This window comes from Thermomonas sp. (genome assembly GCF_025993755.1).
In the GTDB taxonomy this organism is placed as follows: domain Bacteria; phylum Pseudomonadota; class Gammaproteobacteria; order Xanthomonadales; family Xanthomonadaceae; genus Thermomonas.
Genome location: NZ_JAMQHN010000019.1, coordinates 1 through 14,984, shown reverse-complemented (window position 1 = coordinate 14,984; position 14,984 = coordinate 1). Strand labels below are relative to the sequence as shown.

The 14,984-nt window shown below is 65.6% G+C and carries 14 protein-coding genes; 5 read left to right on the top strand and 9 right to left on the bottom strand.

What is annotated here, in order from left to right; all coding sequences use genetic code 11:
* Positions 1 to 19 precede the first annotated feature (19 nt).
* The 5 genes from Q0X16_RS01195 to Q0X16_RS01175 all read left to right on the top strand — a co-directional run bounded on the left by Q0X16_RS01195 (position 20) and on the right by Q0X16_RS01175 (position 4,865).
* Entirely contained in the window at positions 20 to 1,834 is a 1,815-nt protein-coding gene (locus tag Q0X16_RS01195; RefSeq protein WP_297829772.1) for an SLC13 family permease, read from the top strand.
* Between the two features lie 162 nt (positions 1,835 to 1,996).
* The gene (gene cls, locus Q0X16_RS01190; RefSeq protein WP_297829770.1) at positions 1,997 to 3,436 is read left to right on the top strand and encodes a cardiolipin synthase; all 1,440 of its coding nucleotides are present in this window, start codon (positions 1,997 to 1,999) and stop codon (positions 3,434 to 3,436) included.
* 72 nt (positions 3,437 to 3,508) lie between these two features.
* Positions 3,509 to 3,763 carry a hypothetical protein gene (locus Q0X16_RS01185; RefSeq protein ID WP_297829768.1) on the top strand — a complete coding sequence of 85 codons (255 nt, stop codon included), beginning with the start codon at positions 3,509 to 3,511 and terminating at the stop codon, positions 3,761 to 3,763.
* 10 nt (positions 3,764 to 3,773) lie between these two features.
* A complete protein-coding gene (locus Q0X16_RS01180) occupies positions 3,774 to 4,532 on the top strand; it encodes a pyridoxine 5'-phosphate synthase (protein ID WP_297829766.1) in 759 nt (252 codons plus the stop codon).
* A 48-nt stretch (positions 4,533 to 4,580) separates the two neighbouring features.
* Positions 4,581 to 4,865: a hypothetical protein gene (locus Q0X16_RS01175; RefSeq protein WP_297829765.1), complete on the top strand. Its 285-nt coding sequence runs from the start codon at positions 4,581 to 4,583 to the stop codon at positions 4,863 to 4,865.
* Positions 4,866 to 4,876: 11 nt separating this feature from the next.
* Here Q0X16_RS01175 and Q0X16_RS01170 read toward each other — a convergent pair whose 3' ends face one another.
* The 9 genes from Q0X16_RS01170 to dnaA all read right to left on the bottom strand — a co-directional run.
* Positions 4,877 to 5,257: a biopolymer transporter ExbD gene (locus Q0X16_RS01170; RefSeq protein WP_297829879.1), complete on the bottom strand. Its 381-nt coding sequence runs from the start codon at positions 5,255 to 5,257 to the stop codon at positions 4,877 to 4,879.
* A 32-nt stretch (positions 5,258 to 5,289) separates the two neighbouring features.
* Entirely contained in the window at positions 5,290 to 5,721 is a 432-nt protein-coding gene (locus Q0X16_RS01165; protein WP_297829763.1) for a biopolymer transporter ExbD, read from the bottom strand.
* A 25-nt stretch (positions 5,722 to 5,746) separates the two neighbouring features.
* Positions 5,747 to 6,499 (bottom strand): MotA/TolQ/ExbB proton channel family protein, encoded by a 753-nt coding sequence (locus tag Q0X16_RS01160; protein ID WP_297829761.1) that lies wholly within the window; start codon positions 6,497 to 6,499, stop codon positions 5,747 to 5,749.
* A 102-nt stretch (positions 6,500 to 6,601) separates the two neighbouring features.
* A complete protein-coding gene (locus Q0X16_RS01155) occupies positions 6,602 to 7,270 on the bottom strand; it encodes an energy transducer TonB (protein ID WP_297829759.1) in 669 nt (222 codons plus the stop codon).
* 151 nt (positions 7,271 to 7,421) lie between these two features.
* Positions 7,422 to 8,555: a hypothetical protein gene (locus Q0X16_RS01150; protein WP_297829757.1), complete on the bottom strand. Its 1,134-nt coding sequence runs from the start codon at positions 8,553 to 8,555 to the stop codon at positions 7,422 to 7,424.
* Between the two features lie 246 nt (positions 8,556 to 8,801).
* Entirely contained in the window at positions 8,802 to 11,255 is a 2,454-nt protein-coding gene (gene gyrB / locus Q0X16_RS01145; protein WP_297829878.1) for a DNA topoisomerase (ATP-hydrolyzing) subunit B, read from the bottom strand.
* A 144-nt stretch (positions 11,256 to 11,399) separates the two neighbouring features.
* The gene (gene recF, locus Q0X16_RS01140) at positions 11,400 to 12,482 is read right to left on the bottom strand and encodes a DNA replication/repair protein RecF (protein ID WP_297829755.1); all 1,083 of its coding nucleotides are present in this window, start codon (positions 12,480 to 12,482) and stop codon (positions 11,400 to 11,402) included.
* 54 nt (positions 12,483 to 12,536) lie between these two features.
* On the bottom strand, positions 12,537 to 13,637 hold the full coding sequence (dnaN, locus tag Q0X16_RS01135) for a DNA polymerase III subunit beta (protein WP_297829753.1): 1,101 nt from the start codon (positions 13,635 to 13,637) through the stop codon (positions 12,537 to 12,539).
* 276 nt (positions 13,638 to 13,913) lie between these two features.
* Positions 13,914 to 14,984, bottom strand: a 1,071-nt coding sequence (dnaA, locus tag Q0X16_RS01130) for a chromosomal replication initiator protein DnaA (RefSeq protein ID WP_297829751.1), incomplete at its 5' end; no start/stop codon positions are given.

Sequence of the window (14,984 nt, the reverse complement as noted above, 5' to 3'; positions counted from 1 at the left end):
CTGTCGCGTTCCGGCGTTCGTGCTGCTCAATCCCGCCCTCTGGTCGCAACTCCTGTTCGGGCTGATCCTGATCGGCGGCCTGTACCTGTTCATCACCGAAAAGTTGCGCATCGACGTGACGGCGCTGCTGATCCTGTGCGCGCTGGTGCTGACAGGATTGCTCAACGGCGACCAGGCGCTGTCGGGGTTCTCCAGCGAACCGGCGATCATCGTCGCCGCGGTGTTCGTGATCTCCGGCGCCTTGGGCACCACCGGCATCAGCGAGCGGATCGGCCGCTGGATCGAACGCGCCTCGGGCAATTCGGAAAGCCGCACGATCGCGGTGGTGATGCCGTTGGTAGCCCTGCTCGCCGCCTTCACCCACCACGTCATGGTGACGGCAATGATGCTGCCGCTGTTGCTGCGACACGCCCGCAACCGCCACTTGCCGGCCTCGCGCCTGTTGATGCCGATGTCGCTGGCGGCCTCGATCGGCACCACCTTGACCCTGTTCAGCGCGCCCGCCTTCCTGCTCGCCAACGACATGCTGCAGCGCACCGGCGAGCCCGGGCTGGGGATTTTCTCGATCACCCCGATCGGCATCGCGCTGGTGCTGATGAGCACCGCCTACATGCTGCTCACCCGCTGGCTGCTGCCCAAGCGCAGCGGCCAGCAGATCGACGATGCCTACCTGCGGCTGGACCGCTATCGCACCGAGCTGGCGGTGGTGCGGGAAGGCCACTGGTGCACGCGTCCCTTCTCGGATCTGGAAAAGGCGCTGGGCCAGCGCTTTCGCCTGGTGGGCTGGTTGCGCGACGGCAAGCGCCGCGACGACCTGGGCAGCAACAGCCCCCTGCTGGGCGGCGACATCCTGCTGGTGGAAGCCGCCGCCGACGAACTGCTGTCGCTGCACGACGATCCCGGCCTGGATCTCAACGCCATCGCCCGCTTCGGCGGCCTGGCCGACAGCGAGGCCGGCCACGCCCAGCTGGTGCAGGCGGTGGTGGCGCCAGGTTCGGAGTTCATCGGCCACAGCATCCGCGAACTCGATTTCGCGCGTCGCTTCCATACCGTCATCGCCGGATTGTGGCGGCGCGGCGAGCAGATGGCCGAGCGCCTGTCCGACGCGCGCCTGCGCGAGGGCGACCTGCTGGTGCTGTGGGGCACGCCATCGCACTTCGCCGACCTGGCCACGCACCACGGCTTCCTGCTGCTGGTGCCTTTTGCCGGCGAGGCCAAACGCCGCCTGCGCGCGCCGCTGGCGTTGATCATCCTCGGCGCCACCATCCTCGCGGCCGTCACCGAGTGGCTGCCGCCGCAGCTGGCGTTCCTGTTCGGCGCCCTGGCCATGGTCGTCACCCGCTGCATCGACGTCGAACAGGCCTACCGCAGCATCGACGCCCGCATCTTCGTGATGATCGCCGGCGTGATTCCGCTCGGGATCGCGATGGAACAAACCGGCACCGCGGCACTGCTGGCCGGCGGCCTGACCCACGTCATCGCCCACTGGCCCCCTCTGGCCATCCTGCTGGTGGTGTTCACGCTGGCGGCCCTGCTGACCCAGGTGATGAGCGATGCCGCCACCACCGCCCTGCTCGGCCCGATTTCGATCGCGATGGCACAGGCGCTGGGGTTGCCGCCGGCGCCGTTCGTGGTGTGCACCGCGCTCGGTGCGGTGGTGGCCTTCCTGACCCCGATCGGCCATCACGGCAACCTGCTCATCCTCGGTCCCGGCCAATACCGTTTCTCCGATTTCATGCGGATCGGATTGCCGCTGACGGTGCTCACCGGGCTGATCAGTGCCTGGATGTCGCGCTGGCTGTGGATGCACGGCCCGCTGCTGCCGTTCGGCTGAATTTTCGCACCGGTATTCCGCGGCGCTTGCGCCGGCACGGAAAAGTCCGGACAGTCGTGAGTGCGCCACGCCCGAGATCGACCCATGTCCGAAGGCTTCCCCATCCCGACGTTCGCACCGGTCGCGGCCCCGCTTCCGCAGGCGTGCCGCTGAGGCCGGCGGATGGAGCTCGTGCTGCTGCAACTGTGGAATGCGATGCAGGGAATTCCCCACGTGCGCGCCTGGCTGGCCGCCGGCTGGATGCTGTACCTGCTGGGGCTGGGCGTCTGGATCGTGCTGCAAAAGCGTGAGCCGGCCGCCACCTTGAGCTGGCTGATCAGCCTGGCGGTTCTGCCCTATCTCGGATTTTTCATCTACTACGTGTTCGGACCGCCGCGGCTGACCCGGCACCGCGCTCGCCGCCGGATCCGCGCCGGCCTGCCGGAACCGGATCCCGCACCGACACCGGTCGCACTGGAACTGCGCACCTTGGCAAAGAACACGTCCGGCTACGCGCCCACCACCGCCTGCAACACCGAGCTGCTGGTGGATGGTTGCGAAAAATATCCGGCGCTGCTCGATGCAATTGCGCGCGCGCGCCACCACGTGCACCTCGAGTACTACATCCTCGAACCGGACCGCACCGGCCAGGCGATCGTCGCCGCGCTCGCCGAACGCGCCAGAGCCGGGGTTGCCGTGCGCCTGCTGCTGGACGCGGTCGGTTCCAGCCGGGCCCGATCCGGTTTCTTCCGTCCGCTGCGCGATGCCGGCGGCGAGCTGGCCTGGTTCCACCCGGGCCGGATCTGGGTGCCCTGGCGACGTCCGTGGGTCAATTTGCGCACCCACCGCAAGCTGGCGATCGTCGACGGCGCGGTCGGCTTCATCGGCGGCATCAACCTGACCGACGAGGAAGACCCGCGGGTGCGTCCCGATGCCTACCGCGACCTTCATCTGCGGATGGAAGGCGAGATCGTCCGCAAGCTGCAGGATCTGTTCATCGACGACTGGGTCTATGCGACCGGCCGCCGCGAGTTCATCCAAGAGCTCGCCTGCGCCATGCCGAAAGCCTGCGACGGTGCCGCGCGCGTCCAGCTCCTCGCCTCCGGTCCGGACTCGCCGTGGGAAGCCATCCATCGCCTGCACGTCCACGCCATTCATGCCGCCGAGTCGCGGGTCTGGCTGGCCACCCCGTATTTCGTCCCCGGCGAAGCGGCAATGATGGCACTGACCTCATCGGCGCTGGGCGGCCTCGACGTGCGCCTGCTGGTGCCGAAAATGAGCGACAGCCGGCTGGTGACCTGGTGCGTGCGCTCGTACTACGACGCGCTGCTGGATGCCGGCGTCAAGGTTTACGAATACGGCCCGCGCATGCTGCACAGCAAGGCGCTGCTGGTGGACGACCACCTCGCCATCGTCGGCAGCGCCAATTTCGACCAACGCAGTTTCCGGCTCAATTTCGAAGCCTCGATGCTGATCGACGACGCGGTCTTCGCCGAAAAGCTTTCCACCCTGCTCGAGGGGGAGATCGCCACCGCGGCACCCGTGCGCGTCGACCGCGCCCAGCCCCTGCTCACCCGGCGCCTGCCTGAAGCCCTGGCGCGCCTGCTGGCGCCGCTGCTGTAGGCCGCCGCCACCTGCCAAGTTCGGCCGCGCCGTCGTACACTGCCGACATCGGACGGACAACGGGTCGTTTCCATGCACTGGCTGTTCCTGCTTCTGGCGATCGGCGCCTTCGTGTTCGGCTTCTTCACGACTTCGACGGCGATTCTGGCCGGCTGCCTTCTGGCGGCGCTGGTGTTTTTCATCCTGTGGGTGATGGGCATGTACCAGGCCCACGTCGCCGACGTGGGGCGCGACGCCTCGTTGATGATCGATCCGGCCGAGTTGAGGCGCTTGCGCGAGCAGGCGCAGGCGCGCCGCGCCGAGGAAGCACAGGACGACGCGCCCTGAATCCGGCGCAATGACCGCCCTCAGCGTCAACCTCAACAAGATCGCCCTGCTGCGCAACGCGCGCGGTGGCCGTGAGCCCGACGTCGTCCGCGCCGGCCGGACCTGCCTGGACGCCGGCGCGCACGGACTGACCGTGCATCCGCGCCCGGACGCGCGCCACATCCGCGCCGACGATGTGGCCGATCTGGCCGCGCTGTGCGCGCAGCACGGCGTCGAATTCAACATCGAAGGCAATCCTTTCGCACCGCCACGCCCGGGCTATCCCGGCCTGCTGGCGCTGTGCCAATCCGCACGCCCGGCGCAGGTGACCCTGGTTCCGGATGGCGACGGTCAGCTCACTTCCGACCACGGCTTCCATTTCCGTCGCGACGGTGCCGCGCTGCGTTCGCAGATCGCGGCGTTTCGCGCGCTGGGCTGCCGGGTCAGCGTGTTCGTCGATGTCGGCAATCCGGACGTCGGCATGGCCGCGACGCTCGGTGCCCAGCGGGTCGAACTGTTTACCGGCCCCTATGCCGAAGCCTTCGCCGCGGGCGCTCCGGAGGCCGCCCTGGCCGCGGCGGCGGCCACGGCAGCCGCAGCCCAGGCCGCGGGCCTTGCGGTCAACGCCGGCCACGACCTCGACCAGGCCAACCTCGGCCGCTTCCTCGCCGCCGTTCCGGACGTGCGGGAAGTGTCGATCGGCCACGCCCTGATCGGCGAGGCGCTGTACGCAGGGCTGGCGCCCACGGTGCGCGCCTACCGGCAGCTGGTGGACGCGCGGACGGCATAGGCAGGGCGGCATCCGGGGGAGAGCGTCTTTGGACGCGTATTGGCGCGGATGAACGCGGATAAAGCCGTTTCAATGGATTTGATCTGCCGCAATCCATGGAATCAGGCTGCCAATCGCGCAATAACCGCTCGTGGCCACAGGACACCGCACTACGGCCATCACTTCTGTCTGCGCGGGCGCGACAGTCGGTCGAACATGGATGATGTTCTCTCCGCGTTCATCCGCGCCAATCCGCGTCTAAGAAATAGCAACAGGAGTGAAAAAAACGCCGCCCTTGCTTTCGCCCGGGCGGCGTTCGTCATCCACGACGTGCCCCGCAGACCGGGGCGTTGAAAGTTTTGATATCAGTTCTGGACGAAGCCGATCTTGACCATTCGCGCATTCTTGGCGGCAACCAGCACCTTGGCCAGCACGCCGTACTGCGCGGATTCGTTGGTATCGATCTGCAGCTCGGGCTGGTTGCCCGGATCGCGCTGCACTTCTTCCGTCATCTTCGATTCCAGCTCGTCCACCGCGGCCGGCGAATCGTTCCAGAACACCTGTCCCGATGCGTCGATCCGCAGCTTGATCGGATCCGGCGGATTCGGCGGCGGTTCGACCGGGGTATCGGTCTTCTGCGGCAGATCGACGTCCACTGGAATCGACTGGATCGGCATCGTCACCATGAAGATGATCAGCAGCACCAGCAGCACGTCCACCAGGGGCGTGACGTTGATATCCGCCATTGCGCTAGCGTTGGAAGCCATTGCGAAACTCCTTACAGCCTGCGCTTGGGCGGGGTGGTGACGAAGCCGACCTTGGCCATGCCCTGGGACTGCGCGATCTTCACCACCTCACCCACCAAGCGATAGGGCGTGGTCGAATCGGCGCGGATCTGGACCGGCGGCTGTGGTTGCGCCTGCGCCGCCACCGACAGCCGGCTTTCGATCGCCGGCTTGGTCGAGGGCTCGTCGTTCAGGAACAAGTCGCCCGTTTCCGTAACCGTGATGGTGATCGGCGTCTGCTGGACTTTCTTCTCTTCGTTCTGCTTGTGAACCACCGCTTCAGGGAGCTGGACCTTGATCTTGTGGTTCATCAGCGGCGTGGTGATCATGAAGATGATCAGCAGCACCAACATCACGTCCACGAGGGGCGTGACGTTGATTTCCGCCATCGGCGCACCGTCTTCTTTGCCGACACTGGCTCCCATGGTCAGGGCTCTCCGTCAGTTGCGATCAGCGACCGTTCTCGCCCACGCGCGAACCGGTGGCGAAGAAGTCGTGCAGGTCGTGCGCGAACGTGTCGAACTGGTTGTTGGTGATGCGGTTGAAGCGCACGAAGGCGTTGTAGGCCAGCAGCGCCGGGATCGCGGCGAACAGACCGAACGCGGTCATGATCAGCGCTTCACCCACCGGACCGGCCACCGCCGAGATCGAGGCATCGCCCGAAGCGCCGATGCGGATCAGGGCGTTGTAGATGCCCCACACGGTGCCGAGCAGGCCGACGAACGGCGCCGCCGAACCCACGGTCGCCAGCACGGTCAGACCGTCCTCAAGGCGCAGTGACTCGCGGGTGACGGCCTGACGCAGGGCGCGGTCGACGAACTCGGAGCGGCTGAGCGATTCGGCCAGCGGCGAGCCGTCCTGGCGCTGGTGGTGTGCGGTCGCCTGGGCGGCATCGAGGGCGATCTTGGAGAACGGCTCGGAACGCGGCTGCTCTTCCATGTAGCGGATCGCATCCTGCGCGTTGCTGGTTTCCCAGAACGTGGTGACCACGCGCTCGGCACGGCCCTTCAGGCGCGCGTTCTTGATGGCGTTGATGATGATCCAGTACCAGGACATCAGCGACATGATGAGCAGGGTCAGGAACACGATCCAGCCCATGAAGTCGAAGTTCTGGATCAGGTGGTCGAAGCCCATCTGCTGGAGCGCGGCGGCGTTGTTGCCTCCGGCGGCGGCAGGTGCGGCGGCAGCAGTTTCTTGCAACATACGCTTACCTTTGGGTGTCGTGGATGGGGTGTTTCATCAGGGTGACGCTGGGATGACGCGGGGTGGAAACGATGGATCTTGGATGCTATTGCCGACGTAGGGCTACTGCCTGAAGTCGACCGGAACGAGAACCCGACTGGCGACTTTCTGGCCGTTCCTGACTTCGGGGTTGAAGCGCCATTTGCGTGCCGCCTGCATGGCCGCACGATCCAGATTGCGGTTGCCGCTGCTACGCTGGACCTCGACGTCCAGCACGCCGCCGCTGGCATCGATACTGATGATCAACACCACGGTGCCGGTGATTCCGCGGCGGTTTTCTTCCGGCGGATAGCGCGGCGGGTTCATGTTCTTCGAGGAGGGATCGACGCTGCCGGCAATGTCGGCAACCGGCGCTGGCGGCGACGGCGGCGACGGCGGCGGCGCGACCGAATCGATCGGACGCGATTCGGTGAGCACCACCGGCGGCGCTTCCGGCGGCGGCGGGATCGGGGTCGGCCGCGGCGGCGCCAACTCCTTCGGCGGCGTCAGCGGTTTGGGCTGATCCGGCGGTGGTGGTGGTGGCGGCGGCGGCGGCGGCGGCGGTTCGATGAACGTCACGCTCACCGAATCGTTTTTCGCCGACTCCTGGGCCGGGGGCTGCAGCGGGGTCAGCAGCACCAGCACGATGGCCACGTGGATCGCTATGGCGAAACTGTAGCCGGCAATGCGCGGCCAGCTCATTCCATCTGCCCGGTTGTTCGCAAACTGGTGTTGGGGGAAATCTTCCGTCATGCGCACGGCTCTGGAATGGGGTTCCGCCGCGAAGACGACGGGAGATTTGCACTGTGGGGCGATTGCCGCCAGAACTTCCTAGCTTACACGAATTGCCTGCACTTGTTCCATGCCAAACCCGGCACGGGGACTCAACCGCGTGATGCAGTTCTCATTGCGCGATGATGCGATTGGCTTCTTCCGGCTTCTTGACGCCCTTGGCCAACGCCTGCCGAGCGGCTTCCCTGGCTTCGGCCTTGCGGCCAGCGTATGCCAGAACCTTGGCCAGGTTGAGATAGACCTCGCCATCCGGCGCCATCGGCAGCGCTCGGGTGTAGAGCTCGATGGCCAGCGGAACCTTGTCGGCGAAGAACGCATTCTGGGCCAGCAACTGGTACGCATTCGCCAGGTCGGGCCCGGGCTTGAGAATGCCCTTGGCGACGCCGTCTTCGATCACCCGCTGCGCATCGTCCCATCGTTGCGCATTCATGTAGCCCACGTAGAGCGAGCGCAGCTCGCGCTCCTCGGTCAGCATGCCGCGCTTGAAGGCTCCTTCCAGCAAGACGTTGGCCTGATCGAATTTTTCAGCGCCCTGCAGCGCGGCCACCGCGTTCATCAGCAGCCGTTTGTCGTCGGGATTCTTCGCCACAAGATCCTGGTAGACCACTGCCGCTTCGGCATCGCGCCCCATGTTGGCAAGAATGCCGGCACGGAACGACAGGTGCTCGGGTTTGTCCGACTTGGTTTCCGCCAGGAAGCGATCCATCGTCGCCAGCGCCGCAGGGTATTGCTCTTCCCCATATTGGATCACGGCAAGGTTGTACATGGTCGCGTAGTGGCTGTCGTTGTCGAGCCCGTTGGCCGCGATGGCCTTGGCGAAATACTCCGCCGCCTTGGCCTGCTGATCGGCGCTGGCGGCGGCATTGCCGGCCATCGAATAGGCAAAGGATTTGTCGTAGGCGCTGGCGTCGGACGAAGCGCCAATGGCATCGGCATCGGCCATGACGCCTGCCCAGTCGTCCTTCTCGAAGCGCTCCTGCATCTTCTTCAGCTTGGGCAGGAGTCTCGGCGAGGCCTTGCCGTCAGGCTGCTGGCGGGTTGCGTTCGGATACACCGCCGGCTTGTTCTGCTCGGCGGCCTCTTCATTGCCCCGGTTCAATTCGGCCTGCCGCGCAGCGCGCTGCTCGCGCATGGTCATGGGCCTTTGTTGTTGTTCCATCTGGGCCCACGCCTGAGGCGCGAGGGTGAGCGCACCCAGCCCCAGGGCCAGGGCAACAACCAGCGGACGATGATGGATCTGGGTCATGGGATCACCTCAATGGCGTGGTTTCCGCTACCGCTGCGGCAAGCGCAATGGTAGCCATGGCTGGTGGAGAGCGAAACCGTGCCGGATGGCCTGGATCGCTCCCGCGGGTTGTTGTGAGCGCACCTTCATTGCGTCCACGAGCCACTGGATTCTAGCGCGCGCTCCAACGATACGCCCGCCGCAGCGCAATAAGCGCCGTCCCGGTCATGGCGGTGCCGCACGATCCCGGACTTGTCCTGCGTCGCCTCAGATGTCGAGATTGGACACCTTCAGCGCATTGGTCTCGATGAAGTCGCGCCGCGGTTCGACCACATCGCCCATCAGCATGCTGAAGACGGCATCGGCGTCGGCCGCATCGTCGAGCCGGACCTGCAGCAGGCGTCGGGTTTCCGGGTTGACGGTGGTGTCCCAGAGCTGTTCGGGGTTCATCTCGCCCAGGCCCTTGAAGCGCTGGATCTGACGCCCCTTCTTCGCCTCATCCAGCAGCCAGGCCTGTGCCTGGGCGAAGCTGGCGACGTCCTGCGCGCTTTTGCCGCGGGTGACGCGGGCGCCGGGGCGCACCAGATCGTGCAGGAGGGCGGCCGCCTCGCGGATGGGCTTGAGTTCGCCATGCTCGAACAGCGCCTGCGGCAGGATCTGGGTCAGCTCTTCGCCCATATGCGCCCGGGTCACCAGCAGCGCGGCCGGGCGGCCGGCTTCGGCCGGCTGCCAGCGCAGCGCATAGCGCGGCTTGCCCAGTCCGGACAAATTCAACCGGCCCGCCAGCGCCTCCAGCGCCGCGTGCATGTCGCCGTGGCGGGCAATCGATTCGGAATCCAGCGGGATGAAGTCGATCAGCGCCTCCAGCACGCCCGTGTCGAACCGGTGCGCCTGGTGCGCCACGATTTCCCTGGCCCGCGCCCACGCCAGCAGCAGCTTCTCCAGGGCCAAACCCTCGATCGGAGGCTCGCCCGCGGCCGGGTACAGCGCCGCGCCTTCGACCGCATTGCCGGCGAGGTAGGCGTCAAGAGCCGCATCGTCCTTCAGGTACAGCTCGTTCTTGCCCTGTTTGACCTTGTACAGCGGCGGTAGGCCGATGTAGATGTGGCCGCGGTCGATCAGCTCGGGCATCTGCCGGTAGAAGAAGGTCAGCAGCAGGGTGCGGATATGGCTGCCATCGACGTCGGCGTCGGTCATGATGATGACGCGGTGGTAGCGTAATTTATCCGGGTTATATTCATCCTTGCCGATACCGGTCCCCAGCGCGGTAATCAGGGTGCCGACTTCGGCGCTGGCCAGCATGCGGTCGAAGCGCGCGCGTTCGACGTTCAAAATCTTGCCGCGCAGCGGCAGCACGGCCTGGGTCTTGCGGTTGCGGCCCTGCTTGGCGGAACCGCCGGCCGAGTCGCCCTCGACGATGAACAGTTCCGACAGCGCCGGGTCTTTCTCGGAGCAATCGGCCAGCTTGCCGGGCAGACCGGCCACGTCCAGTGCGCCCTTGCGGCGGCTCAGGTCGCGCGCCTTGCGGGCGGCCTCGCGGGCGCGGGCGGCGTCGACGATCTTGCCGACGATCGCCTTGGCCTCGTTCGGGTGTTCCTGCAGGAAGGCCTCCAGCTGGTCGGCCATGACGTTCTCGACGGCCGGCCGCACGTCGGACGAAACGAGCTTTTCCTTGGTCTGGCTGGAGAAGCTGGGGTCGGGCACCTTGACCGAGAGCACCGCGATCATGCCTTCGCGCATGTCGTCGCCGTTCAGGTCCAGCTTGGCCTGCTTGGCGATTCCGCTTTGTTCGATGTACTTGCCCAGGACCCGGGTCAGCGCCGAGCGGAAGCCCTGCAGGTGGGTTCCCCCGTCCTTCTGCGGGATGTTGTTGGTGAAGCAGAACATCGTTTCCTGATAGCTGTCGGTCCACTGCAGGGCCGCCTCCACCACGATGCCGCTCATCTCGCCCTTGATCGAGATCACCGCCGGATGCAGCGGGGTCTTGGTCTGTGCCAGGTGCTCCACGAAGCTGCGGATGCCCCCCTGGTAATGGAACAGGTCCTGCCGCACCTCGCCGCTGTCGTCGCCGCGCTCGTCGATCAGGGCGATGCGCACGCCCGAGTTGAGGAAGGACAGTTCCCGCAGGCGACGGGCCAGGATCTCGTAGTGGAATTCCGTGTTGGTGAACACCGCCGCCGCCGGCCAGAAGCGCACCAGGGTGCCGCGCCGCCCCTCGTCCGCGCCGACCCGGCGCAGCGGATGGACCGGCTCGCCCATCGCGTATTCCTGCTGGTGGTGGCCGCCGTCGCGCCAGATGTCCAGGGTCAGCTTGCCCGAAAGCGCGTTCACCACGCTGACGCCCACGCCGTGCAGGCCGCCGGACACCTTGTAGCTGTTGTCGTCGAACTTTCCGCCGGCGTGCAGCACGGTCATGATGACCTGGGCCGCCGAAACACCCTCTTCCTTGTGGATGTCGACCGGAATCCCGCGCCCGTTGTCGAGCACGCTGACGGAACCGTCCGCGTGGATCGTCACCCGGATTTCGTCGGCAAACCCCGCCAGCGCCTCGTCGATGGAGTTGTCCACCACCTCGAACACCATGTGGTGCAATCCGGTGCCGTCGTGGACGTCGCCGATGTACATGCCCGGCCGTTTGCGCACGGCTTCCAAGCCGTGCAGGACGGTGATCCGGCTGGAATCGTACTTGGAGGCGTTGGGAGTATTGGAGGATTCGGGCATCCCGCCCGCGATCTGATCGGTTTCTTGCATCAAGGCACCCGACTCCGGGGACGCGGCCTGCGCTGCGCCGGAACACATTAGCTATAGAGGTGCACATTATAGCAAGCGCATCGGGGTGTTGCCCGGACCGATTGCCGAAGCCGTTCAGTCGACCCGCTGGATTTGGCCCCGTTCCACGTGAAACACAGCCATTCCCCCGACACGCCCAGCCAGGGTTGCGGGAATCTCGGTTCCCGTGATCAATACCTGCGCACCGCTGCGTTCAATCACATCCAGCGTGCGCTCCTGGTGGGCGCGATCCAGTTCCGCGCCCAGATCATCCAACTGCAGGACGGGCCAATATCCGAAGGCTTTCGCCAGATACCGGGCTTGCGCCAGCACCAACGCCAAGGCCAGTTGCTTGGTCTGCCCGCGGGACAGGCATTCGGCCGTCACCCCATCCAGGGCGATCTTCAGATCGGCGCGATGCGGACCCACCGAGGTGTGCCCAAGCTGGAGATCCCGCTCCCGCGACAGCAGCAGGGTGTCCCCCAGACCAAGCTCGCCGGCTTTCCATCCGGGGGACAAACGAAGCGTGATCGCACCCAATTCGGGCAGCAGCAGCGCGATGCACTGCTCCAGATGGGGCTGCAATCCAGCAACATGGGCTTCCCGTTGATGGGTCAACAGCTCGCCGTGGACCGTCAGTTCACGTTCCCAGCCTTCCAGTTGGGCACTGGAGCCGCGTTGTCGCAGCAGGGCGTTGCGTTGTTTGAGCGCGCGCATGTAGCGCCGCCAGAACGAAAGGAAATCCTGTTCCACGTGAAACAGACCCCAATCGAGATAACGGCGACGGTTTTCGCTGCCTCCCTCGATCAGCGCATGGCTCCCGGGTTCGAAGCTGACCACGGTCAGCGCGGCCACGAGTTGCCCGAGCTGTTGCACCTCTTGCCCGTCGAGGCGAGCCTGCCATTGACTGCCGGCATGTCGCAGGCCAGCGCGGCGCGACACTTCGTCTCCGGCTTGCCAATCCACCACCACTTCAAGCGCCGCCCGACCGCGTTGGACCAGGCCGTCGCGAACACGACCACGAAAGCTGCGACCATGCGCCAGCAGGTGCAGGGCTTCCAGCACGCTGGTCTTGCCGCTGCCATTGGCTCCGGTCAACAGGTTGAAACCGGGTTCCGGACGGAACTCCGCCTGCTCGAAGCAGCGAAAGTGCTGCAAGCGCAGCCGTTCGATCCTCACCGAAGCCTCAAGCACGGCCGGACGACCGGAACCCGGCAATCGCGGCCGCAGCGGTCACAGCCGCAGCGGCATGACCACGTGGCGTGCACGCGCATTGTCGGCACCGCGCACCAGCGCCGAGGAATTGGCGTCGCGCAGCATCAGGATGACGTATTCGTCGCGCAGCGACCCCAGCGCATCCAGCAGATAGGTGACGTTGAACCCGATCGCCAGTTCGTCCACGGTTGTTTGCGCTTCGAGTTCTTCCTGCGCTTCTTCCTGTTCCGGGTTATGTGCGCTGACCCGCAGCAGGTTGCGGGACACCTCGACCCGAATCCCGCGGTATTTCTCGTTCGACAGGATCGAGGTGCGCTGCAGGGCCGCGCGCAGCGCCTCGCGGTCGACCTTGACCTCCAGCTTGGCGCCGATCGGGATCACCGCTTCGTAGTCCGGGAACTTGCCGTCGATCAGCTTGCTGGTGAAGGTGACGTCGTCGCGCTTGACCCGGATATGCCCCTTGCCGAGCTCCAACTCCAGCTGGCGATCGCTGCCTTCCAGCAGCCGCTGCAACTCCAGCACCCCCTTGCGGGGCACGATGATCTGGCGCTTGCCGGCGTGGCCTTCCTCCAGCGGGATTTCGCACAGGGCCAGGCGGTGGCCGTCGGTGGCCACGCAGCGCAGCAGACCGTCGCGCAGGTCGAACAGCAGGCCATTCAGATAGAACCGCACGTCCTGCTGCGCCATCGCGAAGGCGGTGCGCTCCAGCAGCTCGCGCAGGCCGGTTTCCGGCACCTGGACGCGATCGGTCGCATCCACCTCATCGAGCGACGGGAAATCGTTGGCAGGCAGGCAGGTCAGGGTGAAGCGGCTGCGTCCGGCCTGGACGGTCACCTTGTCGCCGTGCTGGTTGAGCGTCACCCGGCTGCCGTCCGGCAGGGCGCGCACAATCTCGAACAGCTTGCGGGCCGGAATCGTGGTTTCCCCGTCCTCGGCATCGTCCACCGCGATCCGGGACACCATCTCGACTTCCAGGTCGGTGCCGGTCAGCGCGAGCAGGCCCGCCTGCACCCGGACGAGAAGATTGGCCAGCACCGGCAACGTATGTCGGCGTTCGACCACGTTGGCCACTTGCGCCAACGGCTTGAGCAGAACCTCGCGTTGCAGGGAAAACCGCATGTGAGCCCCTCAATCCTGATTGAACGATCTGAATGGATACCGTGAATGCGCGATCCGGAGAGCCAACCTGCTGTTCTATGGATAAATATGGAAAACAGCGGTGGTGGGCTTTCGGAAACCTTGGGATAACTAATACATCTTGTTGATTTTAATGATATTTTCAACAAACAAACAGTCTGGACAAGCAGGCGGGTTGCCTGGGTACAAACTGTGGATGCTTTTCCGGAACCGGAACCATCCACCGATTATCCACAACCTGTCCCCAACCCCTCCGCCTCACTCGCTGAGTTTCCGGACCAGCTTTTCCCAATCCTCGTGCAGCTTGCTGTCGCTCTCCCTGAGTTCCTTGATCTTTCTGTGCGCGTGCATGACGGTGGTGTGGTCGCGGTTGCCGAACTGGTGCCCGATCTCCGGCAAGCTGTGTTCGGTCAACTCCTTGGCCAGCGCCATGGCCATCTGCCGCGGGCGCGCCAGCGAACGGGTGCGCTTGTCCCCCAGCATCTCCTTGAGCTGCAGCCCATAGTAGTCTGCCACGGCCTTCTGGATATTGGCGATGCTGATCGCCTGTTGTTGGGCGCGCCACAGGTCGCGCAGGGTTTCCTGGGCGAATTCCACCGTCACCGCCCGCCCGAGGAAGCCCGCCTGCGCCGTCAGCTTGTTGATGGCGCCTTCCAGCTCGCGCACGTTGCTGCGCATCTTCTTGGCGATCAGCTGGGCGACCGCGTCGGGAAGCACCACGCCGCGTTCGTGCGCCTTGGACAGCACGATCTGGGCGCGAGTCTCGAAATCCGGCGGATCGATCGCCACCGACAGGCCCCAGCCCAGCCGCGATTTCAGCCGCGGTTCCAGACCTTCGACTTCGCGCGGGTAACGGTCGCAGGTCATGATGATCTGCTGGCGGCCGTCGAACAGCGCATTGAAGGTGTGGAAGAACTCCTCCTGCGTGCGGTCCTTGCCGGCGAAGAAATGGATGTCGTCGATCAGCAGCGCGTCGATTTTCTGGAACTGGCGCTTGAACTGGTCGGTGGTCTTGTCCTGCAGCGCGCGGAAAAACGCCTCGTAGAACGTCGTCGATCGCAGGTAGAGCACCCGGGCGCCGGGATTGAGCCGGATCATCTCGTTGCCGGCCGCGTGCATCAGATGGGTCTTGCCCAGCCCGGTGCTGCCGTACAGGAGAACCGGATTGTGGCTGCGTTCGCCGGGCTTTTGCGCCGCGGCAAAGGCGGCGGCGCGCGCCAGCTGGTTGCTGCGGCCCTCGACGAAATTGTCAAAGGTGTAGTGCGGCTCGACGTTGCCGTCGAACCGCGCCGCCGGTGCGCGGGCGGCGGTGTCGATGGGGGCGGGCGG

Excerpts from the sequence above, each read along its gene's own strand:
- dnaN (WP_297829753.1), bottom strand. The coding sequence starts at position 13,637 with ATGCGGTTTTCCCTGCAACGCGAGGTTCTGCTCAAGCCGTTGGCGCAA.
- Q0X16_RS01170 (WP_297829879.1), bottom strand. The coding sequence starts at position 5,257 with ATGGCGGATATCAACGTCACGCCCCTGGTGGACGTGCTGCTGGTGCTG.
- Q0X16_RS01175 (WP_297829765.1), top strand. The coding sequence starts at position 4,581 with ATGAACGCGGATAAAGCCGTTTCAATGGATTTGATCTGCCGCAATCCA.
- gyrB (WP_297829878.1), bottom strand. The coding sequence starts at position 11,255 with ATGCCCGAATCCTCCAATACTCCCAACGCCTCCAAGTACGATTCCAGC.
- Q0X16_RS01150 (WP_297829757.1), bottom strand. The coding sequence starts at position 8,555 with ATGACCCAGATCCATCATCGTCCGCTGGTTGTTGCCCTGGCCCTGGGG.
- Q0X16_RS01165 (WP_297829763.1), bottom strand. The coding sequence starts at position 5,721 with ATGGGAGCCAGTGTCGGCAAAGAAGACGGTGCGCCGATGGCGGAAATC.
- Q0X16_RS01180 (WP_297829766.1), top strand. The coding sequence starts at position 3,774 with ATGACCGCCCTCAGCGTCAACCTCAACAAGATCGCCCTGCTGCGCAAC.
- Q0X16_RS01160 (WP_297829761.1), bottom strand. The coding sequence starts at position 6,499 with ATGTTGCAAGAAACTGCTGCCGCCGCACCTGCCGCCGCCGGAGGCAAC.
- Q0X16_RS01185 (WP_297829768.1), top strand. The coding sequence starts at position 3,509 with ATGCACTGGCTGTTCCTGCTTCTGGCGATCGGCGCCTTCGTGTTCGGC.
- Q0X16_RS01155 (WP_297829759.1), bottom strand. The coding sequence starts at position 7,270 with ATGACGGAAGATTTCCCCCAACACCAGTTTGCGAACAACCGGGCAGAT.
- cls (WP_297829770.1), top strand. The coding sequence starts at position 1,997 with ATGGAGCTCGTGCTGCTGCAACTGTGGAATGCGATGCAGGGAATTCCC.